This window comes from Paenarthrobacter sp. TE4293, from assembly GCF_050435325.1.
In the GTDB taxonomy this organism is placed as follows: Bacteria; Actinomycetota; Actinomycetes; order Actinomycetales; family Micrococcaceae; genus Arthrobacter; species Arthrobacter nitroguajacolicus_C.
This window is the reverse complement of record NZ_JBNJRY010000005.1, coordinates 135,810-157,454: the sequence shown is the minus strand read 5'-3', so window position 1 is coordinate 157,454 and position 21,645 is coordinate 135,810. Positions and strand designations below refer to the sequence as shown.

At 60.4% G+C, this 21,645-nt stretch carries 17 protein-coding genes and 1 pseudogene; 13 read left to right on the top strand and 5 right to left on the bottom strand.

The features are described 5' to 3' along the window. Positions 1-195: 195 nt before the first annotated feature. The 9 genes from QF015_RS11820 (at position 196) to QF015_RS11780 (ending at position 11,385) form a co-directional block, all read left to right on the top strand. The gene (locus tag QF015_RS11820) at positions 196-2,817 is read left to right on the top strand and encodes an SIR2 family protein (protein ID WP_429389212.1); all 2,622 of its coding nucleotides are present in this window, start codon (positions 196-198) and stop codon (positions 2,815-2,817) included. 619 nt (positions 2,818-3,436) lie between these two features. Further along, positions 3,437-4,432 carry a LacI family DNA-binding transcriptional regulator gene (locus tag QF015_RS11815; protein WP_429389210.1) on the top strand — a complete coding sequence of 332 codons (996 nt, stop codon included), beginning with the start codon at positions 3,437-3,439 and terminating at the stop codon, positions 4,430-4,432. A 200-nt stretch (positions 4,433-4,632) separates the two neighbouring features. Beyond that, positions 4,633-5,949 carry an ABC transporter substrate-binding protein gene (locus QF015_RS11810; protein ID WP_429389208.1) on the top strand — a complete coding sequence of 439 codons (1,317 nt, stop codon included), beginning with the start codon at positions 4,633-4,635 and terminating at the stop codon, positions 5,947-5,949. Positions 5,950-5,951: 2 nt separating this feature from the next. Beyond that, positions 5,952-6,893, top strand: coding sequence for a carbohydrate ABC transporter permease (locus tag QF015_RS11805; protein WP_429389206.1), 942 nt, complete (start codon positions 5,952-5,954; stop codon positions 6,891-6,893). Continuing rightward, entirely contained in the window at positions 6,890-7,789 is a 900-nt protein-coding gene (locus tag QF015_RS11800) for a carbohydrate ABC transporter permease (RefSeq protein WP_209759330.1), read from the top strand. The genes QF015_RS11805 and QF015_RS11800 overlap by 4 nt, the downstream gene beginning before the upstream one ends. Positions 7,790-7,826: 37 nt before the next feature. Continuing rightward, on the top strand, positions 7,827-8,930 hold the full coding sequence (locus tag QF015_RS11795) for a Gfo/Idh/MocA family protein (protein WP_429389204.1): 1,104 nt from the start codon (positions 7,827-7,829) through the stop codon (positions 8,928-8,930). Position 8,931: 1 nt separating this feature from the next. Then, positions 8,932-9,678 carry a ThuA domain-containing protein gene (locus QF015_RS11790; RefSeq protein WP_429389203.1) on the top strand — a complete coding sequence of 249 codons (747 nt, stop codon included), beginning with the start codon at positions 8,932-8,934 and terminating at the stop codon, positions 9,676-9,678. 4 nt (positions 9,679-9,682) lie between these two features. Then, positions 9,683-10,876: a Gfo/Idh/MocA family protein gene (locus QF015_RS11785; protein ID WP_429389201.1), complete on the top strand. Its 1,194-nt coding sequence runs from the start codon at positions 9,683-9,685 to the stop codon at positions 10,874-10,876. A gap of 98 nt (positions 10,877-10,974) precedes the next feature. Continuing rightward, positions 10,975-11,385: a hypothetical protein gene (locus tag QF015_RS11780; RefSeq protein WP_429389199.1), complete on the top strand. Its 411-nt coding sequence runs from the start codon at positions 10,975-10,977 to the stop codon at positions 11,383-11,385. Between the two features lie 49 nt (positions 11,386-11,434). Here the strand turns inward: QF015_RS11780 and QF015_RS11775 are convergent, their stop codons facing one another. From QF015_RS11775 to QF015_RS11760, 4 genes and pseudogenes are all read right to left on the bottom strand, one after another. Then, a complete protein-coding gene (locus QF015_RS11775; protein WP_429389510.1) occupies positions 11,435-13,369 on the bottom strand; it encodes an FG-GAP-like repeat-containing protein in 1,935 nt (644 codons plus the stop codon). Positions 13,370-13,506: 137 nt separating this feature from the next. Next, positions 13,507-14,619: an FG-GAP-like repeat-containing protein gene (locus QF015_RS11770; protein WP_429389508.1), complete on the bottom strand. Its 1,113-nt coding sequence runs from the start codon at positions 14,617-14,619 to the stop codon at positions 13,507-13,509. A 609-nt stretch (positions 14,620-15,228) separates the two neighbouring features. Next, positions 15,229-15,489: pseudogene (locus tag QF015_RS11765) on the bottom strand (YncE family protein); the annotation flags it as partial. A 97-nt stretch (positions 15,490-15,586) separates the two neighbouring features. After that, the gene (locus QF015_RS11760) at positions 15,587-16,480 is read right to left on the bottom strand and encodes a LysR substrate-binding domain-containing protein (protein WP_429389197.1); all 894 of its coding nucleotides are present in this window, start codon (positions 16,478-16,480) and stop codon (positions 15,587-15,589) included. Between the two features lie 116 nt (positions 16,481-16,596). Between QF015_RS11760 and QF015_RS11755 the strand changes: the two genes are divergently transcribed. The 3 genes from QF015_RS11755 to QF015_RS11745 are packed head-to-tail and all read left to right on the top strand — an operon-like array spanning position 16,597 to position 20,290. Beyond that, positions 16,597-17,361 (top strand): enoyl-CoA hydratase/isomerase family protein, encoded by a 765-nt coding sequence (locus QF015_RS11755; protein ID WP_429389195.1) that lies wholly within the window; start codon positions 16,597-16,599, stop codon positions 17,359-17,361. 17 nt (positions 17,362-17,378) lie between these two features. Next, positions 17,379-18,971 (top strand): acyl-CoA synthetase, encoded by a 1,593-nt coding sequence (locus tag QF015_RS11750; protein WP_429389193.1) that lies wholly within the window; start codon positions 17,379-17,381, stop codon positions 18,969-18,971. After that, entirely contained in the window at positions 18,968-20,290 is a 1,323-nt protein-coding gene (locus QF015_RS11745; protein ID WP_429389192.1) for an MFS transporter, read from the top strand. Before QF015_RS11750 ends, QF015_RS11745 begins: the two co-directional genes overlap by 4 nt. 84 nt (positions 20,291-20,374) lie before the next feature. On the opposite strand, the gene QF015_RS11740 is transcribed toward QF015_RS11745, so the two are convergent. After that, a complete protein-coding gene (locus QF015_RS11740) occupies positions 20,375-20,830 on the bottom strand; it encodes a hypothetical protein (protein ID WP_429389190.1) in 456 nt (151 codons plus the stop codon). Between the two features lie 212 nt (positions 20,831-21,042). Between QF015_RS11740 and QF015_RS11735 the strand changes: the two genes are divergently transcribed. Further along, complete coding sequence (locus QF015_RS11735) at positions 21,043-21,570, top strand: hypothetical protein (protein ID WP_429389188.1); 528 nt, start codon at positions 21,043-21,045, stop codon at positions 21,568-21,570. Positions 21,571-21,645 lie beyond the last annotated feature (75 nt).

Here is a 21,645-nt window from a genome sequence, read left to right as displayed (position 1 = left end):
GGGGCTTCGGGATGGTGGGCGTTTGGGATGCAGGAAGCAGCGAGTCAGGGGCGGATAGGGCTTGGCCAGATGCTTTGTTGCCCAACGAAAATGATCCTTCCATTGACGGCACGAAATGCCGCGCGTCCTCCTGCGTAACAAAGCAATGTCCGTGCGAAAATACATAAGACTTTTCGTTGGATGAAATGAGTTGCATTGACCGATTACATGGAGCAGGCAGTTGATCGGCTTTCCTACGCGATCAAAGAGGAAGCCGACCGAAGAATCGTGTTCCTCACCGGTTCGGGCATCAGCTTGCCTCAGGTGCCTTCCACTGCAGCCATGGTCGAGATCTTCTTTGATGAACTGGGTGCCTCCGCGAAGGCACTGAGGGTGAAACTCCAGGATCAGACTGCAGAGCAGAAGTATCTGGCGGTGTCACATGAGTTGAAGCAGCGGCGCGGAGACCGAGGGCTAGCGGCTGCTATTCGTAAGGGCGTGCTGAAGGCCATCAAAGACTCGGCGAAATCAAAGATTACTTCGTCTGGGGGCGTTGACGACGAAGACTGGGAGCTTCCTCGGGCGCAGGAACGCCTTGGCCAGCTTGTGGCCGCGATACCCAGACAACAGGTGGGGGCAATCCTGACCACCAATTTCGACTCCTTATCTGAGGTCGCGTGCAGGATACACAGCATTCAAACGGTCACGGTCGCCGTCGCCGGCAAGGCGGCCTTCCAATTGGACGCCCTTTACGGAACCCTGCCTATCGTCCATCTACATGGGTTCTGGGAGTCGAGCGCCACGCTCAGTACAGGGCAACAACTAGCAACTGAACGTCCACAGGTAGAACAAATGATTGCCAGGGTCTTAGAAAAATCGTTGTTAGTGGTGGTCGGCTACGGAGGGTGGGAAGACTCATTCACGAGGGCGCTGATTTCCATGATGAAAGATGGTCGTCTTTCATCATTGGAAACCGAAGTTGTCTGGCTGCAGTTCGGCGGTGCCGAAACAAAATCCGCCCATCCAATATTAACTGCGATAGACGGGGCTGCGGGCGTTTCTATCTACTACGGAATCGATGCTGAGGAGTTCTTTACTTCCGTTCTATCCAGCATTGGAACAGTAGGACGGGTCGATCGGGAGGTCCCAATGGGCTGGTCCGTCCCGGTGGATGACACGGATCATCTTGGCAGGGATGATCTCCTGAACTACGTCCAGGGAACTCAGCCAACTTGGCCTACAGCAGCTCTAATGCCCCGACTGCACAACACTAAAAAAGCGGCTGCTTTGCTAAATGGGAGGGTTGACGAGTCCAGATCGGGCTTGATTGTGCTGGCTGCGCCTGCTGGGGAGGGGAAATCCACAGCTTTGCGGCAACTTGCCCTCGATGCCAGCGAGAATTATCCAGAGGCTGTAATTTTGCACCGAAACCCTGGAGCCCCTCGCGTCACACCTGCGTGGATACAGTATCTCCGCGAGAACAATGCCCTAACTCTTATTTTCGTGGATGATGCTGATCTCGTCCTGGGCCAAATCGTCGACTCAGGGGGGCTCAACTCGGTGGCCTCCGGCGGAGTTATAATTTGGATCGCTGCACTCCACTCATCTTATCTCTATTCGGGTGCTATGCGCCGTGCGAGACTTTCTGACATTGATGTTTTGGAGTTTGAGCAGTTTGGCAGATCAGATTCCGAGTTACTTTCTGAGGTCTGGCTCGTCCAGGACGTTGTGCCCACCGTGCTAAGAGGTAGGAGTTCTGATGATATTACCAACGCCATTGAGAAGGCTGGGTCCTCACAACATGGTGGTTCGCTTTTTGGTTCCGTCCTGCAACTGTGGAGCGGCGACGGTCTTCTCGATCGCGTCTCCGAACTGATGGCAAAAGTTGCTAAATTAACCATTCGTGGAGTCAGCTTTCGATACCTCTTGAGCGCGGTGGCGGTAACGCAGGTAGCCTGGGACAGAGAAGAGGAATTTGGCGGCGGCATAAGTCTATCTGTTCTAGGCCAAATGGCTGATATTCGCAGCACAGACGTCTTGCGCATGGTTGTAGAGCCGCTCGGGCGCGAGATAGGAATCTCGCGGATTGGCGATAAGGTATACGTCCGACACCCTTCAATTGCTGATGCAATCGTCCAAATTCTCAAAAAAGAAGATGAGTTGCCTGACGTTGCTCGTTCAATCGCAAAGGCTGGAGCACAGTTACGCTTCTCTCGCGAGTACGAACACGATGAATACCGGGCGGCGTACATGCTGTCACGCCGCCTGACGGGTGCTGCGGCCCGTGCTGCCGGCCGAGGTGCAATTGATGGAGGTCCGTCGTATCTGGAACCGCGGGTTTCAATGCTAACGACAATGCGCGAGAACGGTGAGCTTGCCACGGCGCGCAGATACGCCCAAGAACTCAGCACGAAGTTGGGAGGCTACAGCGATGCGCTCAAGTCACAAAGGGGTTTCTTTGTCGAATGGTCGGTGGTGGAGGCACGTGCTGGAAATTTTGAAAAGGCGATGTCACTTGCTGTACGTTCATTGAGTGATCAAGTCGACGGTTTTTTGCGCTTAGACAAATTGCTGTATTCGCTGGATTGCATTAGGGCATATGCTGGCAAGCGTGAGCTTGAGAATAAGGCCGGTGCTGCGGAGCTCAAGGTGGCCGCATCGCATCTCTTGAATAATTTACCTGCGGCTGGAACCTTCTCGACCGTTAGAAACGCCCCGCGTGAAAGAAGGAGCCTATTTGAGGTTCAAAAAGCATTCCGCATTGCGGCGTTGAAGTTTGTGGATGCGGATACCACTTTTCGAAAGATGCAGGAAGTTGTTCGTGTAAATAGTCGCTAAAAAATCGCTACCCAGTTATCTCTATTGGCTTGCCAGTTTTGTAAGCCCTCGGTGGTTTCGATTTGCTTTATGCAAACCCGTCCCAGCCAAGGAAGTTAATCATGATGGACTGGCCGTGCACAATTCGCTGAGGTAACGGCCTGCTCTCTCCGCGAGTCGAAGTCCAAGCATTACTGAACGGCGATTCGAATAGCCTGAACAAGGTGCAGGGCATCTGGCAAAGGTAATAACTGGCGAATGGCGTGAGTGGGCGATCGGACAGAGTGCATTCAGCGTCGTTCCTGGCGCTTCTGGAGTCGACCGCCAAGCCTGTCAGCTGTCGGGCACTGGCTCATTGTGCTCCACCAGTCCGGTTTCGTACCGGTTTCACGGGCATTTGATGCGCGACGCTGCCTATTTGAAGCGCTCCGAGACCGCTGCCAAATTAGCGGCTTAAGCTTTTCGGGAAGCAATTTTCCTAGAGTCTGGCACGGCCTTCCGCTCCCCTTACGCTGGCATAGACGCCCCATTGGCTGCAAAGCCCCAGCTGCTTGCGTCCTCCGGCTAAGCTGAGGAGCGCCGCTGGGCAGCCAGGGCAATTGCGCAGAAGCCGCAGAGATGCTCGCGGAAGGACAAACGAATGGCTCGGCCGACAGTTCAGGACGTCGCCAGGACGGCGGGTGTATCCGTTGGCACGGTGTCGCGCGTGTTGAACGGAAGCCCGGCTGTCAGCGAGGCGGCCAAGGAGAAGGTCAACGCAGCCATCCGCGAGCTCAGCTATCGTCCTCTCGCCTCAGCTAGGGATCTCCGAAGAGACCGAACAATGCGTGTCCTGGCACTGGCCAAGAACCTCGACTCCCTCGTGATCAGCGAAGTTTTCCGCGGTGTCGGCGATGCTGCGGCCGACTCGGGCTATGTCAGCCTTATCGCAGCGACCGACGGGGATCTTGATCGAGAGCAGCAACTCGTGGACATGCTGCGAAACGGCTCCGTGGATGGATTGGTGATCTTCTCGCCGACGATGCCGGACGAAGACGTCAACGCGGTCGCCGAACAACTCAACGTGATCCAGGTCTGTGAAATCGTCGACGCCGAGGCGGCCTTCGGTGTTTCGATCGATGACCGCCAAGCCGCCTACGACATCACTAAACATCTGATCGATACCGGTGCCAAGAAGCTCGCCATGATCGCCCACAGGGGTGCCCGCTCGGGCCGCCTGAGGGAAGAAGGCTTCCGCCAGGCACTCGAGGAAGCAGGCTTGGAAGAGGAGCAGATCCTGTTCGGCGAAGGCAACTTCGGCTTCCACGCCGGGCGTACGCTCGCTAAGAAGCTTCTCAAAGCAAAAGACCGCCCCGACGCCGTTTTCTGCGGCACCGACGTAGTCGCAGCCGGTTGCGTCCGTGAACTGACCGACGCCGGACTACGAGTCCCTGATGACATCGCTGTGGCAGGTTTCGATGACTCCGCCCAGGCAGAAATGTGCGTCCCAGAGCTAACGACGGTCAGGCAGCCGGCTTACGAGATGGGCCGCGTAGCCTTCGCTGAACTTTTGGAACGCATGACAATCCCAGACGCACATCGCAAGGGCAGAACCTTCCTCCCGCACGAACTCGTTATCCGGGACTCCACCAAATAAAGAGGGTTGACAGCCCTTAGTGGTCGCTGTCACACTACTTTGGAATCGATTCCACGGCCGAAAGGCCGATTTTCAAGGCAGCATTTGGAATCGATTCCACGGATCAAAAAGAACTACCGGCAAAGAAGCCACCCTCAGCACGCGGGACAACCCGAACGCGTACTGAATGCCACCGCCCACAGACCCCAAAGGAGCCACTTGTGGACTTGAACCGACCTGCTTTCCCGCTCCAGAGTCAGAACAAAGCCCCACGAAACCGCACGACGCTAGCGGCGACCGCCATAGCAGCAGCCCTCTTCCTCAGCGCGTGCGGCGGGGGAGCAGCACCCCAAGGTGCCGAACAAGCGGCAGCTGCCGATCCGGCGTCGGGCGCTAATGCCAGCGGTGCCGTGAACATCTGCGGCGTCAAGGACGCGAGCGGCATCTACAAGGGCACGGCGGAGGCGTTCACCAAGGCGAGTGGCAAGGTCACGGCCAAGTACACGGAGATCGGCGCCACCACGGATGAAGCCCGCACGCAGATCGTGCAGCGGCTCGAGGCTAAGTCCACCGAGTGCGACCTCTTCATCACGGACGTCATCTGGACCTCCGAGTTCGCCTCCCAGGGCTGGCTGCTGGACCAGACCAAGCTGGTCGAAGCCAACAAGGACCGGCTCATTCCCTCCACTGTGGAAACCACCAAGTATGAAGACAAGTACTGGGGCTCGCCGTTCTTCACCAACGCAGGACTGATCTACTACCAGAAGGACAAGGCAGCCAAGCCCGAGTCCTGGCAGCAGCTCTACGCGGAAGCCGCCAAGGCTCCCGGCAACGGCTACGTCTACCAGGGCAAGCAGTACGAGGGCCTCACCGTGAACTTCCTCGAAATGCTTTATAGCGCAGGCGGTGAGGTGCTCAACGACCAGGGCGACGTCAAAATCGACTCCAAGGAAACCCGCGACGTCCTCAACTTCATGAGCGACGGCCTCAAGAACGGCTCAGCCGACCGCGCCGTCCTCACCTACAACGAAGACCCGGCCCGCCTGGCCTACGAGTCCGGCGACTTCGGATACCAGCGCAATTGGCCGCACGTGTACCGGCTGTTGAACGCGACACCGCTGGCGTCAAGCTTCGCGGTCGCGCCGCTGCCCGCATGGGAAGGCGGCAAGGCCTCCGGCGTGCTGGGCGGCTGGAACCTGGCGATCTCGGCCCACTCCACCAACCAGGCTGGGGCTGTCGCGTTCATCGACTTCGCCACCACCCCGGACTGGCAGAAGCACGTGGCCATGGACTACTCGCAGGCCCCGGTCAACGAAGCTGCCTACTCTGACCCGGCGGTACTGCAGAAGATGCCGTTCGCCACGGAACTCCTCGCCTCGGTGAAGGGCGCCAAACCGCGCCCGATCTCCCCGGTCTACCCGCAGATCTCGCAGGCGATCTACAAGAACGTCTACGCCGTCCTCTCCGGCACCGCCTCCACTGAGGAAGCCGTGAAGAAGATGGCCGAGGAAATCACCACCGCCAAGGCGAGCTTCTAGTCATGGCACTCAGAACAATCCCGGCAAGCCGCGGCCCAGCGAAGACAAGCGGCCGCGACCGCGCCGAGCGTAAGCTCGCGTTCCGCATGACCGCCCCGTCGCTGGTCATCATGGCCCTGGTGGCGGCGGTGCCCATCGGCTACGCCATCTGGCTTTCGCTGAACCAGTACAGCGTCCGCACCGCAGGCCTTTCCCGTTTCGTGGGTCTGGAAAACTACATCAACGCCCTCGCAAGCCAAGAGTGGTGGGCGGCTTTCGGCCAGACGTTCCTCTTCGCAGGCCTCTCTGTGAGCCTGGAACTCATTCTCGGCACGGCCATGGCATTGCTGCTCAACCTCGCGTTCAAGGGCCGCGCCGTCCTGCGCACCGTGGTTCTGCTGCCGTACGCAATCATCACCGTGGTCAGCGCCATCACCTGGCAAACGATGTTCCAGCCCAACATGGGCCTGGTCACCAATGTCCTCTCCACGCTCGGGCTGCCGGGCGGCGACGTCGTCTGGCTCGGTGAGCACGGCTACGCGATGGCCGTGATCGTCATGGCCGACGTCTGGAAGACCACGCCCTTCGCAGCGCTCATCATCCTGGCCGGCCTGCAGGTCATCTCCGCCGAAACGTACGAGGCCGCGGAACTCGACGGCGCCAGCAAATGGCAGACCTTCGTCAACATCACCCTGCCGCTCCTGCGCCCGGCGATTGTTCTCGCCGCGATCTTCCGCACCATGGACGCCCTCCGCGTCTTCGACCTGCCGTTCGTCCTCACCCGCGGCGCCAACGGCACCGAATCCATGTCCATGCTCGCCTACACGCAATTGCGCGAAAACCGGCTGGTGGGCGAAGGCTCGGCGCTGTCCATCCTGACCTTCCTCACCGTCATGGTGGTCTCGGTCATTTACGTCCGCTTCGCCGGCGGCAACATCCGCGACGTCGCGAAGGAGGAACAATGAGCACACTGACTGCAGAACGCCCGACGCCGGAACTCGCCACGCGCCCCAAGGCACCGAAGCGTCGCTTGCGTGGGGAATCGAAACTGCACCCCTTGGTGTGGGTGTTCGTTGTGGCCGTCATGGCTTTCTCGCTCATCCCGTTCTACTGGCTGGTGAACACCTCGCTGAAGAAGGGCGCGAGCCTTTCCCAAGGCGAGCTCTTCCCGAGCCAGCCGACACTCGAGAACTATCTGGTGGTCTTTCAGAACCCCGAGTTCCTCCTGGCCTTGCGCAACTCGGTGATTATCGCCGTCGTGACTACAACAGTGGCGCTGGTGTTCGCATCCTTCGCCGCCTATGCGCTGGCCCGGCTGAAGATGCGCCGCAAGGCAATGATCCTTACGCTGATCCTCTCGGTCACCACGTTCCCGGCCATCGCCATTGCTGCCCCGATGTTCTCCATCTGGCGCGAGATCGGCTTGTACGACACGTTGCTGGGCCTCATCATCCCGAAGCTGACGTTCGCGTTGCCGTTGGCCATTTACACGCTGACGTCGTTCTTCAAAGAAATCCCGCGTGAGCTGGAGGAATCCGCGTACATGGATGGCGCCACCCCGTTCGTCGCTTTCCGGAAGGTCATCCTGCCGCTGGCGGTCCCCGGCCTGGCGACGACGGCGATCCTGGTGTTCATCTCCGTCTGGAACGAATTCCTCCTGGCCGTCACCCTGACCACCTCGCCCGAAGCCCGCCCGGTCCCGGTGGCGATTGCGTTCTTCAGCGGCACCAGCGAGTTCGACCAACCCCTCGGCACCATCAGCGCCGCGTCGGTGATCATCACGGTGCCGCTCGTGATCCTGGTGCTCGTGTGCCAGAAGCGCATCGTTTCCGGCATGACGGCCGGCGCCGTCAAGGGCTAACCCCAAACCTAGTAAACCCAGAAAGAACAGGAACAACGTGAGCATTCAGCAGCAGGACCCGTCCGCAACCCTCAAGGTGGGAGTTGTGGGCATCGGTTGGGCCGGCCAGCAGCACCTCAAGGCGTACAGCACCATCCCCGGCGTCGAAATTGTCGCCGTCGCCGGCATGGAAGCTGACCTTCTTGCCCAGCTGAAGGAGGAATACAGCATTCCCCACGCGTTCGCCCGCTGGGAAGACATGATCGGGCTTGAAGGCCTCGACGCCGTCAGCGTCGCCGTGCCGACGTTCCTGCACGCGCCCATCGCCATTGCGTCTCTTGAGCGGGGACTGCATGTGCTGAGCGAAAAGCCGTTGGCGCGCAACGCCGTCGAGGGTCAACAGATGGTGGACGCCGCCCGCAAGGCTGGCCGCGTGCTGGACGTTGCGTTCAACCACCGCCGGCGCGGCGACATTCAGGCGTTGAAAGAAGTGATCGACGCCGGCACGCTGGGTCGCCCGTACTACGCCAAGGCATCCTGGCTCCGACGGCAAGGCATTCCGATGCTGGGCAGTTGGTTCACCAACCCGGAGCTCGCCGGCGGCGGTCCGCTGGCCGACATCGGCGTGCACGTACTCGACTACTCGCTGCACCTCCTCGGCGAGCCGAAAGTCCTGGCCGTCTCCGCGTCCACCCACTCCGAACTTGGCCCGCGCGGCCTCGGCGGCAATGCCCGCTACACGGCGTCGAACTCCAGCCACAAGTTTGAAGTGGAAGACTTCGCCTCCGCGTTCATCCGGCTGGAAGGGGGCGGAACCCTGATCTTGGAAGCCGGATGGGCCACGTACCGCGACGAGCGGGACCTGATGGACTTCACCGTTTACGGGACCGACGGCGGAGCGGACTTGCGCTCGGTTGGCGCCTCCGAGAACCCGGTAGCGGACGTCCATGTCTTCACCGAGAAGGACGGCGAAAACGCTGACTTCGAGGTGGTGGCTGAACCCGGGCGAGCCCACCAGGCCGTCGTCGACGATTTCATTGCCGCCGTGCGCGGTGGCGAGACCGTGTGGGGAAGCCACGACGGTTCGCTGGCCCTCAGCCGGGCCTTGGTGCTCGATGCCTGCTACAAATCCGCCCTCGAACAACGTGAAGTGGTGCTCTGAAATGTCTGATTCGAAATTGAAGATTGTCGTCTGGAACGAGGCCGTCCACGAGGCCCGCAACGAGCCCTCCACGATCGGCGAAATGTATCCCGAAGGGATCCACGGCGCCATCGCCGCCGGTCTGCGCGGTTTCTACCCGGACTCCGAAATCTCGACGGCGACACTTGCCGATCCGGAGCACGGGCTTTCTGAAGAGGTGCTGGAGCAGACCGACGTGCTGCTGTGGTGGGGGCACATTGCGCATGGCGAAGTCGCTGACGAAGTGGTGGAGCGCGTGCAGCGGCATGTGCTCGGCGGCATGGGCCTGGTGGTCCTGCACTCGGGGCACTTCGCCAAGATCTTCACCCGCTTGCTGGGGACCACTTGCTCGCTGAAGTGGCGCAACGAGGGCGAACGGGAACTCGTGTGGACGGTCAAGCCGTCACACCCGATCGCAGCCGGCATTGAGAGCCCGATCGTCATTCCGCAGCAGGAAATGTACGGCGAACTGTTCGACATTCCCGAACCCGACGACCTGATCTTCATCAGCTCGTTCACCGGGGGAGAGGTGTTCCGCTCAGGCGTGACGTTCTCGCGGGGCAAGGGCCGGATCTTCTATTTCAGCCCCGGCGATCAGGAATACCCGGTGTACCACCAGCCGCAGATCCAGAGAGTCATCGCCAACGGCGTCGGCTGGGTTGCCCAGCCCGGAGTCTTCCGAGAGTCACCCGAGGTTTCCAACCCTTCGCGGGGCTGGTTCGAGGACTAATAAGATGACCACACTTCTTCCCAATGGCCGTCCTTTGGGCGTGGCCGCCATCGGTTACGCCTTCATGGGGAAGGCCCACTCGAACGCGTGGCGGAACGTGGCCAGCTTCTTCGACGTCCCGGCCTTCGAGCAGAAAGTGCTGGTTGGCCGGGACGCCTTGGCGGTGGCCGAGGCCGCTGCCAAGTACGGCTGGGCGGAGTCCGCCACTGACTGGCGGTCCGTGATTTCACGGGACGACATCGACATTGTGGATATCTGCGCGCCCGGTTGGATGCACGCGGAGATCGCTCTGGAAGCTCTGGCTGCCGGGAAGCATGTGCTCGTGGAGAAGCCGCTCGCCAACACTCTGGAAGAAGCTGAGCTGATGGCCGACGCGGCTGCTTCGGCTCGGGAGCAGGGTGTGCAGTCGATGATCGGGTTCAACTACCGCCGCGTTCCTGCCCTGGCCTTGGCTCGGGAGTTGATTGCCGAAGGCCGTCTCGGAACTGTGCGGCACGTCCGTGCCGCCTACCTGCAGGACTGGCTGTCCGACGTCGAAACTCCCATGAGTTGGCGGCTTCGGAAGGAGACAGCCGGCTCGGGCGCCCTGGGAGATATTGCCTCCCACGCGATCGATCAGGTCCAGCACCTCACGGGCCAAACCGTCACCGAGGTGACCGGAACGTTGAGGACTTTTGTGGCTGAGCGTCCCGGCCCGGATGGTTTGGAGAAAGTGACAGTCGACGACGCCGCATGGGCCACTCTGGGAATGACCGGAAACATCAGTGCCTCGGTGGAAGCATCTCGCGTGGCCACGGGGCAGAAGAACTCGCTCAAGATCGAAATCTACGGCTCACTAGGGTCGCTGACGTTCGATCTGGAGAACCTCAACGAACTCGGTTTCCTGGACGCCACGCTTCCCGTGCGGGAGCAAGGATTCCGACGGATCCTGGTCAATGAGCCCGAACACCCGTACCTCGAGGCGTGGTGGCCGCAGGGGCACGTCATCGGTTGGGAGCACACCTTCACGCACCAGGTCCGCGACTTCCTCCTTGCCGTTCGCGACGGAAGCCAGCCATCGCCGTCGTTCGATGACGGGTTGCAGATCCAGCGGGTGCTGGCCGCCGTCGAAGAGTCGGCGCGGAACAGAAGCACGGTGACTGAGGTTCCAGCCGTCACTAAGGGAATCGGGGATCTTCAGGCTCTGGGCGCGAAATAGTTGGCCTCTTTCGCGGATGTAGGGACTGCTCCACACTGGTTCTAAGCGGCTTCTCTGGGGATGGGCCGGAGCCAGGGCGGGTCGAAACGAGGAAGGCTATGCAGAAATCGCGCGTGGCGGCCGTGCTGACGTGGATCTACGCTGCGGCTTTCGGAATTCCGGCGATTCCGGTAAGCATCCACCTCCTGCAAAACGGGTACCTGCCGATGTTCATGGACCTGTTCCCGATGTACGCGGGTCCATGGGACGGACTGGAAAGCTGGGCCTTCGTGACGCTGCTCATGGTGTTCCTCGTTGTAGTCCTGGCAGCATCGTGGGCGGCTTGGCTGGCTTGGGAGGGACGTAGATTCGGGTTGGTTCTTGGCCTGGCCCTCCTGCCTGTGGAAGCGGTGTTCTGGTTGGGCTTCGATCTGCCCTTCCCATGGTTGTTCGGTGCGGCCCGCGGCTTGATGTACGCCCTCGCCTTGATGTCCCTGCGCCAACGTCCGCAGCGGCGGCTGGCCGGGTAGGAGAGTCCGCTCACCGAGCCCGCCGCCGTACGCCCGCACCACCGCGGGTTTAGAGAATCGGCGACAAGCCCTTCCATCCAGTGCTGATGACACCAGGGTAGAGCCATCCGCCCTTGCCATTTCCTGGGTAGTTCCACAGGTAACCGGAATTGTCGCGGGCAAGTATGTCCGGAAAAGTGTCGCCGTCGAAGTCACCGGGACTCGTGATTTCGTTCATTTCGTTCCAGCCATAACCAATTTTGCTTTCAGGTAGCCATCCGCCTTTTCCGTTACCCGGGTAGAGCCATAGCGATCCGGCGCTGTCACGGGCGACGATGTCGGCGAAAGTATCGCCGTTGAGGTCCCCTGGGCCTGTGAGTTCGTTCATGGCGTTCCAGCCGTAGCCGATTTTGGTTTGGGGTAGCCATCCGCCTTTTCCGTTGCCCGGGTAGAGCCATAGCGATCCGGCGCTGTCACGGGCGACGATGTCGGCGAAAGTATCGCCGTTGAAGTCTCCAGGGCTGAAAATTTCGCTCATGGCGTTCCAGCCGGAACCGATCTTTGTCTGGGGGAGCCACCCGCCCTTGCCGTTACCCGGATAGAGCCAAAATGATCCGGAGGCATCGCGAGCCAGAAGGTCCATGTTGCGGTCACCGTTGAAATCTGTGGAGGTTGTGATTGACGACATCACATTCCACCCAGTTCCTATGCGCACTTGGCCCCATTCCCCGCCGTCACCACGGCCTCGATGGAGCCAAAGCGACCCTGAGGAGTCTCTCGCTATGACATCCGGAAAGTTGTCCCCATCGAAGTCCATGGTCCTCGGTTTTGGAAGCACCGTGATGGTCACTGTGGGCGAGGATGCGCTTGTCCCGAGGACGTTGGTTGCAGAGATTTTGAAGGTGAACTTTCCGGCCGCCGTTGGCTGGCCAGTCAGAGCTCCTGTCCTCGAGTCGAAGGTAGTTCCTGGCGGAATCGACCCGGAAACGATGCTGATCTGAGCCGGCGGTGCAGAGGTGACCCCAAAACTATATGAATACTCGAAGCCCACCGTTGCTGTCGGAGGCGTCGCCGGGGGAGCAATAACTGGGACGACCGAGGTGGTGCTACCGTCCAAAATCAAGACTTCGTCCCGTGAACTGGCGACGAATACCGTGTGGGACTTGGGGTCAATTGCAATACCGAAAGTATCCGAGTTCGTGGTGATTCGCTGAGTTACCTCACCTCCGTTTATGGCAACGAGGCCTTCTCCACCGCCGTTTGGGACGCTTGCGAACAAAGTTCCCGTCTGAGGGTCTACTGCCACATCGCGGGCGCCGCCTGCGATTGAAATTTGGGATGTTACTGCCTCGTTTTTGACGACAGTGACTCCTTGGGTGATCTCATTGGCCACGTAGACGGTATGAGTGATCGGGTCGACGGTCACGCCCTGCGGGAAGCTGTAGTCGCCTGACAGTTTGATCGTTTTTGTCACCACTCCTCCCTTGATGATGGAAAGAGTTCCACTTCCGTGATTGGTGACATACACGGCATGAGTCCCTGGATCTACGGCAACGTCTGACGGGTAGTGGCCAACTGCGATGCGGGAAGTCACCTTTCCGTCTTTGATGACTGCCACCCGATGGGGGTCGTTGATGCCTGCCGCGCTGCTCCAGTCCGTTACGTACGCAATGTGTGTCCCCGGGTCCACCGCGACGGCCACTGGAGCGCCCCCAACGGAAATAGTTGCAGTCACCGAGGTTCCATTGATGACCGAGACGGTTCCAGAAGCTGAATTCACAACGTACACCGTGTTCGTGGATGAATCTACGGCAATACCTTGAGGCCTGTCACCGACTGGAATGGTGTGGGTTACGGTATCCCCTTGAATAACTGAAACAGTGTTGCTGCCGGAATTTGTGGCATATACAACTCCTGAGGCTGTATCCACGGCAACCCCGATGGGCGCCTTGCCGACTGGCACCCAGTCCGTCAGGGCCGGTGCGGCCACGGAGATAGCTGACATGGGGGGAGCTGCAAGGAACGTTAGTGCAAGTGCCACTGCAGCGGCGACACGTCCAAGGACTTTGACGGCCATAAGTGCCAAACCTTACGTTGGTTGGGTATTTGGTTATCGATATTTTGAGTCAAAAAGAGTTTGAGCTAGTTGATCTGAGACATGCCACTCCAGCCGGTGCCAATTCTGGTGGCCGTCAGCCAGCCGCCTTTGCCGTCGCCGGGGTAGAGCCAGAGGTATCCGCCGGAATCGCGTGACAGGAGATCTGTGAAGCTGTCGCTGTTGAAGTCTCCTGGGCTGGTGAGTTCGCTCATGGAGTTCCAGCCGGTTCCAATGCGGGAGGGCGTGAGCCAGCCGCCTTTGCCGTTGCCGGGGTAGAGCCAGAGGTTACCTGCGGTGTCGCGGGCGAAGAGGTCAGTGAAGCTGTCGCCGTTGAAGTCTCCAGGGCTGGTGAGTTCGCTCATGGAGTTCCAGCCGGTTCCAATGCGGGAGGGCGTGAGCCAGCCGCCTTTGCCGTCGCCGGGGTAGAGCCAGAGGTCACCTGCGCTGTCGCGGGCGAGGAGATCTGTAAAGCTGTCGCCGTTGAAGTCTCCGGGGCTGGTGAGTTCGCTCATGGAGTTCCAGCCGTTGCCAATCTTGGTGGCCGTCAGCCAGCCGCCTTTGCCGTTGCCGGGGTAGAGCCAGAGGCTGCCTGCGGTGTCCCGGGCCAAGACGTCCAACTTACGATCACCGTTGAAATCGACCACAGCAGTAACCGATGTCATAGCGTTCCAGCCAGTTCCGATCTGAACAGGTGTGAGCCATCCGCCTTTGCCGTTGCCGGGGTAGAGCCAGAGCGCGCCGGACGCACCTCGTGCCATGACGTCGGAATAGCCGTCACCGTTGAAGTCCTTCGGGAGCGTCTTTGGAAGCACAGTGATCGTCAGATTAGATGTGACCGCATCGGGCCCGATGATGTTACTGGCCGCGACCTTGAAAACAAACTGACCTTCCGTGGTCGGCGTACCGGAGAGCGTTCCCGTCGCGCCGTCCAAAGTCAGCCCTGGGGGCAGGGAACCACCAGCAATACTGAACTTGGCCGGAGGCTCAGCCGTGGCAGCGAAAGTGTACGAGTAGGACGCCCCCACTGACCCGGTGCCCGCCGGGGTGCTGGCCTTAAAGACCGGTCCAAAGGCGGTCAGACGACCATCAATGACAGATACAGCTCCTGCATTGGGGTTGGTCGTATAAACGGTGTGTGATGTTGGATCAATCGCCACAGCGGACGGATACCAGTCCACGCTGAAGTTGGAAGTAAGCTTTCCGTCGTTAAGAGCCAAGACTTGCCCGCTCAGATTGTCGGCAACGAAAACGGAGTGAGTGACTGGATCGACAGCAACCCCGTTGGGTCGCCCTGGTAAAGGTACTTTCACGGAGGTGCCATCGCCGTTGATGACTGTAACGCCCGCGTCCACACCTCCGGTCTCATTCGTTACGTAAATCTTATGTGTCCCGGGATCGACTGCAACAGAAGCTGGGTTCAGCCCCGCTGGAAGGGTCTTCACAACTTTGTCAGAGCTGATGATTGACAGCGTCTCGCTGACTCTGTTCGCGACGATTACCGTGTCATTTCCAGTGTCAACTGCTACACCATAGGGTCTCCGACCGACTTTGATTGTACTTGTCACGGAAGTCCCGGAAATGACCGATACCGAACTTCCCTCGAAGTTGCTGACGTAGACCGAGTGGGTTTTTGGATCAACAGCGATTCCCATCGGTACATCGCCGACCGCAACGGTGCTGGTCACTCGGTTTCCGGAAATTACGGAAACGTTGTCGTCATAGGAATTGGTGACATAGACAGTATGTGTTCCGGGGTCGACTGCCACAGCCCACGGCCTGTTTCCGACCGTGATTGTATCCGTCACTTTTCCGCCATTTATTACGGAAACAGTGTTGTCGTACGAATTAGCGACATAAACGGTCCTGGTTACAGGATCCACTGCCAGGCTGGACGGATAAGACCCTACGGCTATAGCGTTCGGCACTGACGGAAGGGCTGACGCTGGGGACAGCGATACGGGGGTTGCGACAAAGGCAAGTGCGAGCGACGCAGCAGTAATGATGCGCCGCGAAGAGGTGGCAGTCATAAGGCCAAACCTTACAGGGAGTTGATTCTCACACCATGATTCTGCTCACTGTTGAATGCGTTGAATCTTGTCGCTTGCACATCATCGTTGCTTTTCCTCACCCGTGCCCACCTGCCTCCAACCCAGCCCCCACGGCGGCAACAAACGCGTCCGTCTCAGCTGCCCGCCTACTCTTCAACCACAACGCCGACGTCCGCCAAGCCAACGGATCACCAACCAAGGGCCGCCACACAATCCCTGAAGGCAACGGTGTCCACGGCTCCTCATTGAAGTGCACCCCGCGGCCGGCCATGATCAGCCCGTGCGTGAAGTGCTGGTTCCTTGCGTGCACAATCGCCGCAGGCAAGTACCCGGCGTCGCGGCACGTGTGCAGGAACGAGTCGTACAGGGTCGGGGCCATGTGGCGCGGGAAGATGATCAACGGACTCCCGGCCAAGTCACCCAGCCGCACGGCCTCCAATGAAGCCAGCGGATGCGAAGCATTCAGCACCACCCCCAGAGCCCGGGAATGCAACGGCCCCGACTCAAAACCTACGCTGCTCAAAGGGTGACGCACCACCGCAACGTCCAGTTCGCCGTCGCGTAGTCGCTCAACCTGCTCAACCGTGGTGAGCTCGTGCAGGTTGAGTAGAACATCAGGGGCAAGCGAGCTAAACGAAGAAACCATCGTGGACAGGGCAACCGGGTTCGTGTCCGGCGGTACCGCCACCTGCAGGACGCCCGAGGCGCCGGGCCGGATCCGCCGCATCGACTCCTGCGCCATCGCCACGTGATCCAGCACCCCACGCGCATGCTCCAACAGCAAAGCCCCCGCTTCAGACAGCTCCACGCCGGTGCGCCGCCGGTGAAACAGCTGAACCCCGAGCTCTTTCTCCAGGTCCTTGATCCGTTGCGAAAGTGGCGGTTGGGCCATGTGCAATCGCTGGGCTGCGCGGCCAAAATGCAGCTCCTCGGAGAGCACCACGAAATACTTGAGATGGTGGAGGTCCATCGCCGCACCATATCAGTTTGGTATCAAGGCGAGTAGATATTGATGTTAGACGGGTCACATTCCCTGATGGTCAGATGGGACTCAAGAAACCCCAACGAACCAAAGGAAACTCCCCAATGTCCCAGGACGTCCTCTTCGAACAGACCGGCCCCATCGCCACCATCACCCTGAACCGCCCGGACAAGCTCAACGCCTGGACAGAGGCCATGCGCAGCGAACTCATCGACTATCTGGAAGGCCTCAAAGGCAACGACGAAGTCCGCACGGTCATCCTCACAGGCAGCGGCCGCGCGTTCTGCGCAGGTCAGGACCTGGCCGAGACCGCATCCATGAACCCCGAGGACCACGAGTCCGCGGAAGCTTGGATCGACGGCTTCGACCGCCTCTACCGCGCCGTCCGAAACCTCGACCAGATCACCATCGCCGCGGTCAACGGCGTCGCCGCCGGCTCCGGCTTCCAGTACTCGCTGCTCGCAGACCTCCGCGTCGGCGACTCCAAAGTCCGCATGGGCCAGCCCGAAGTCCTCTCCGGCATCCCCAGCATCACCGGCATCTGGGCAATGTGGAGCATCCTCGGCAAGTCCAAGACCTCCCAATTCGTCCTCACCGGCGAACTCGTGGACGCTGCCGAAGCTCAGCACCTCGGCCTCCTTAACTACTTGGCGGACGACGGCGGCACGCTGGCTTACGCCCAGGAACTCGCCTCGCGCTTGAGCCTCCTTCCTCCGGGTGCAGTCCGCCTGACCAAGAACCGCCTCCGCAGCCTCGAAGACGACGACCTCACCGATGCCATGGCAGAAGCCAAACGCGTGCACCGCGAGGCCTACGGCACCGGCGAACCTCAGCGCGAGATGGCCCGCTTCCTCGCCGGCCGCCGCTGATCGGACGGGAAAACAGGATGAAAACAGCAACCCAAGACCGCTACACCGAACTACGGAACAGCCACCGCTGGGAGGTGCCGGAGCTCTACAACATGGCCGTCGACGTCGCCGACCGGCACCCAAGGGACAAGTGCGCGCTCATCCTGGAGTCCGCCGTCGAAGGTCAACGTGAGGTGAGCTGGGGCGAGATCCAGGACCGCTCGCGGCAGATTGCCGCCACGCTCCAACAGGCCGGCATCAAGAAAGGAGACCGGGTCGCCGTCTTGCTCCCGCAACGCGCAGACACCCCGGCCGCGTACCTCGGTGTGCTGCGGACCGGCGCCATCCTGGTCACGATGTCCCTGCTCTGGGCTGCGGAGCCGATCCGCTTCCGGCTGGAAGACAGTGGCGCGTCGGTGATCATCGCCGAGGACTCAGCGAAGCACCTGTTCGAGTACTACGAGGGCATGTTCATCGACATTGACAGCCCGGCCATCAAAGAGGCTCCCACCGAATTCCAGGATGTCGAGACCAAAGCCGACGATCCCGCCCTGATCTTCTACACCTCGGGCACCACCGGCCGCGCAAAAGGAATCGTCCACGCGCACCGGACCCTGCTTGGACACAATGAGTTCGAGTACTGCCACCAGATTGGCGACGGCGACGTGTTCTACGGCGCGGGGGACTGGGCCTGGTCGCTGGCCAAGCTCATGGGCCCGCTCCGGCTCGGCGCCACGCACTTGGTTTTCCGGCCCAGCGGCGGTTTCGATCCCGCAGCCCTGCTGGACAGCATGAGCCGCCACCGCGTCACCAGCGCGCTGGTCAACCCGACGTTCCTGCGGAAGATGCGCGAAGACGTGCCCGACGCCGGTGCTCGCTTCCCGCTGTCCCTGCGGACGGTTTGTTCGTCCAACGAGCCGCTAACGCCGGATTTGATCACATGGTTCGAAGCGCAGTACGGGGTGACCCTGCTCGATTACTACGGTTCCACAGAGTCGTACCCGCTGCTGGGCAACTACCCGGACGTGCCGGTGAAGCCCGGCTCCATGGGGCGTCCACTTCCTGGCTGGGAAGTCCGGTTATTGGACGAAAATGAGCAGGAAGTGGCCCCGGGCGAGACAGGCGAGGTCTGCCTCCGCGCACGGTCCAACCCCCAATTTCCCTTGGGATACTGGAACATGCCGGAGGCGTCCGCCACCGCGTTTGGAGGCGGTTGGTACCACACGAAGGACCAGGCCTACACGGACGATGACGGTTACTTCTGGTTCCTGGGGAGGACCGACGACGTCATCAAAACGTCCGGCTACCGTGTTGGACCCTATGAGCTGGAGGCAGTCATCCGCGAGCTCGATCCCGTGCGGGACGTGTCCGTCACTGGCGTGCCCGACGAACTCCGCGGCCAGTCCATCAAAGCCTGGATCGAACTCATGCCCGGTCACGCTGGGGGAGCGGAACTGAGCGAAACCATCGTGGCGCATGTGAAGGAGAACTTCTCCCGCTTCGCCTACCCACGATTCATTGAATACGTCACTGCGCTGCCGAAGTCGGCCACCGGAAAAGTCCAGCGGGCCCAGCTCCGCGAACTCCCACACGTTGTAGCCTCTCCCCGCACCGAAGGACAACAATCATGAATACGATGACCGAGAAAGTCGCTGACACTGAGTCTTCCCCCCGGCGCAGCCTGAAGCGCGTCGCCGCGGCAGCCGCCGTCGGAAATTTCGTCGAATGGTTCGACTCCGCGGCTTATGCGGTCATGTCCGTCACCATCGCGAAGCTCTTCTTCCCGGATTACAGCACGACGGCGTCACTTCTGGCCGTGTGGGCGATCTTCGCCGGCGGCTTCATCGCCAGGCCGCTCGGGGCAGTTTTCTTTGGACGCTACGGTGACCGGATCGGCCGGAACAAGATGCTCGGCCTGTGCGTGCTGATCATGAGTGCGGCGACATTCTGCATCGGCATCCTGCCGACGTTCGCGGTGATCGGCGTGTGGGCTCCGATCCTTCTGTTCTTGTTCCGTGCGGTGCAGGGCTTCACAACGGGCGGCGAGTACACGGGTTCTTCGGCCTTCATCGTTGAGTACGCCCCGGAAGGAAAGCGGGCAACGTACGCCAGCATCATCCCGGCCACCGTTGGGCTCGCCTCGGTTGCCGGTGCGTTGCTGGGTGCTGCAATTACCGCGACGTTGAGCACCGCAGACCTTCAAGCCTGGGGCTGGCGGATTCCGTTCCTGCTCGCGGCACCGCTGGGACTCATTGGCCTGTACATCCGGTCCAGGGTTGACGACACTCCGGTGTTCCGCGGCCTGGAAAATAAGGGTGAAGTCGCCAAGCGGCCTTTGGGTGATGCCATCCGGATGTGTTCGCGCCAGATCTTCACCCTCTTCGGCTACAGCATCACCAACGCGATCGCTTATTACCTGATGAGCAGCTACATGATTGCGTACATGACCTCAAGCCTTGGATACTCCTCGGCTGAATCCATGATCACGAGCGTGATCACGATGCTGGTGTACACGGCCGTCTGCCCGTTGGCCGCCAGGGCAAGCGACCGTTATGGACGCAAGCGGATGCTGCTGGTGGCCTGTGTTGGCTTCGTGGTGATGACCATTCCAGCGTTCTCCATCATGCCGCTGGGTCTCGGTTTCGCGATCCTGGGAACCAGTGTCCTGGGCGCGTTGGTGGCCGTCATCGGTACGTCCAACGTGCCGGCGCTGGTGGAGATGTTCCCGTCCTCGGTTCGTGCTTCGGGATCTGCGATTGGGTACACGCTGGCTTACGTGCTCTTTGGCGGAACGGCTCCCTTTGTTGCCACCGGCTTGGTAGCTGGCTTTGGGACACCGCTGGCACCGGCCTTCTATCTGATGGGCATGGCTCTGGTGTCCGCAGTAGTTGTGGTCCTGTTCTTCCGGGAGACGAAGGACCTGTCGCTGTCGCGGACCACGGTTCTTTAGGTTCGTCTGGCTCGAAAGAGGTTGGGTTGGGTGCGCATCAGCGCCCAGCCCAACCTCTTTCTTGTGCCCGCTGAACGTTGGGGCTTAGGCCAGCCCCACGACATACTCCTCAATCCGGGCGAACACGTCGGATTGCGCCTGCTGGGAAGCCCGCCAATCGTCCGGGATCTGCAAAGAGTGGTCGGCTCCCGGCACCTCCAAAAAGGTGCCGGCGCTCTCTGATTTACGACCGCCGTCCCACAGTTTGTCCTGCGAACCACCGATAAACAGGTCGTCCTTTCGCGAGGAGCTGATGGTGCTTCTGACCTTCTCATCCGTGAGTAGCGGTGTCAGCCAGATCCCGCGGATGCGAGCATCCTCGGCCCACGGAATGCTCAAAGTACTGAACGACTTGGCGACGATCAAATGTTGATCGGCGGCGGGTGAGGCGGCAAATGCTCGCTCGGCAGCATTGGCCGCAAATTCGTGAGGGGCAGCACTGGGCGAATCATCAGGAGTCCACCGGACAGCCTGAACATGCCAGCCCAGGGAGCCCAGCATCTCCCCGATCCAGAAGAGAACTGGGCCCTCCACGGGATATCCGGAACCAGGCAGCAGAACAGCTACCTTGGTTTGCTCCGGGTGATCAGTGGGGGCCTTTGCCCAGGTGAAAGATTCCATAAGGCATGCTACTGCGCGACTGGTTCGCACCCACCTAAAATCGATGGATAAATTAACTGGTCCAAACGGTGGTAGTCCCGTAGGGTCCATGGATGGGGAAAAAATTGCGCAAGGCGTTGCTGCATTTGTTGATCGTGGCAGCTGTTGCGGGGAGCACCAGCTGTGCGATTCCGGGAGGGGTGAGCACGGCGCCGATCGCTGCTCCGACACCAAGCACTTCCCCGCAAGTGTGCCGCTTTGTGGAGGGGGTCCCAGCGGTGACAGAGGGCTGTGTGGTGGTGGATCCTGAAGCGGCCATGGCCGCGAACGAGCTGTACCGCCAGCGAAGAGCCCTAACGCCGGACATGCGGGAACATCTCAATTCCTACCTGGAACCCGCTCGAAAGGCACTTGAATCACTCAGCCAGCCCGCCACGGCGATTGCCGTAGTGGATGCGTTCGGATCTGTTGGACTTACGGACGCGGTGCAGACGGATGACAACGGAAATGGTGTGCGGTTCGGGGCAGCGTCGCCGCGGGGCGGATGCCTCTTCGGATACGTGGCTCTCGACGGCAAGGTCGACATTTCTACCGGCGGCAGCATTATGGACGGCGGCTGCCTGGAGATGCCCGGGCACTGAGCCCCATCTCTCTTGGGATGCGGCCATGCTTCTTCCACCACCTAGGCCACCCTCAACCACCACCTAGATGACCCC